Annotated in this window: 1 protein-coding gene; it reads right to left on the bottom strand. The window is 42.1% G+C overall.

The features are described from left to right. Positions 1 to 9: 9 nt before the first annotated feature. The gene (locus JCM14108_RS13945; protein WP_004561985.1) at positions 10 to 999 is read right to left on the bottom strand and encodes an IS30 family transposase; all 990 of its coding nucleotides are present in this window, start codon (positions 997 to 999) and stop codon (positions 10 to 12) included. Positions 1,000 to 1,104 lie beyond the last annotated feature (105 nt).

The following is a 1,104-nucleotide window of genomic DNA, read 5'->3' as shown; positions in this document are numbered from 1 at the left end:
CTTGAATTGTCAAATTAAGTGCAACACGACATTAAAGAATATTTCATAAGGCGTTTTCCATCCGAGACATTTACGGGGACGATTATTCATTTGTTCTGCATATGCTTGTATCCGGCGGTCAGTAATTGAATCAAGGTCAGTTCCCTTTGGCAAATATTCGCGAAGCAAGCCGTTAGTATTTTCGTTAGTTCCTCGTTGCCAAGGAGAGTGAGGATCGGGAAAGTAGAAGGGCGTACCAAACTTATCAGTTAAACATTGAACTTTGGCAAACTCTTTACCCCTATCCGGGGTAATCGTTAACGATCTACCAGGCCATAGCTTCATTAAGTCGCTCAAAGTATCCGTGACTGCTTCTGAAGTTCTTTTAGCAGCTTTACCAATAAGCAGGTAACGAGATTTTCGATCAACCAATGTAACGACACAAGCCTTTCCGCTTTTGCCTAACACGGTATCACCTTCCCAGTGACCAATTTCTACACGGTTGTCAGCTTCTCGCGGACGATCATGAATCTTGTTGGGGATTGGAATCTTGCCTCGCTTTTCTTGATAAGCTTTATTGTGGCGAGACTTGCCGTGATGCCTTAGATGGCGCACGGCACTAGAGCTGCCAGATTTAAACAAATTATCAAATAAGCCATTGAAAATCCCACGGTAAATAGTCGTGGTACTGATCTGCACCGGATACTTTTCGACTGCCAAGCGATTCGATATTTCCTCCGGAGACCAAAGGTCTTCGCAGAAGTGTTCTCTCACCACTTCAAACACCTGAGGATTACTCAAAAGAGAGACTCTGCCACAGTTGCCTTTGCGCTGTTTGTACTTCTCCTGAGCCTTCGAAGGTGAATAGGATTTACCAGTAGAATTACGGCTTAATTCTCGAGAAATGGTTGAGTAACTTTTCTTGATATGGCTGGCAATCTCACGAAGTGAGTTTCCATGATTCCTCATTAAAAAGATAGTTTCCCGTTCATCTATGGTAATATGCTTGTAGTGATCCATGGCTAAATTCCTTTCATGATTGTTTTCGCAAACATCATTTTACAGAAATTTGGCCATGGGCCATTCTTTATTTAATTAGTGTTGCACTTAAAGTGTAAATTCAAG

This window comes from Lentilactobacillus farraginis DSM 18382 = JCM 14108 (genome assembly GCF_000583655.1).
GTDB classification, from domain to species: domain Bacteria; phylum Bacillota; class Bacilli; order Lactobacillales; family Lactobacillaceae; genus Lentilactobacillus; species Lentilactobacillus farraginis.
This window is presented reverse-complemented; position numbering and strand designations above follow the sequence as displayed.

Excerpts from the sequence above, each read along its gene's own strand:
- JCM14108_RS13945 (WP_004561985.1), bottom strand. The coding sequence starts at position 999 with ATGGATCACTACAAGCATATTACCATAGATGAACGGGAAACTATCTTT.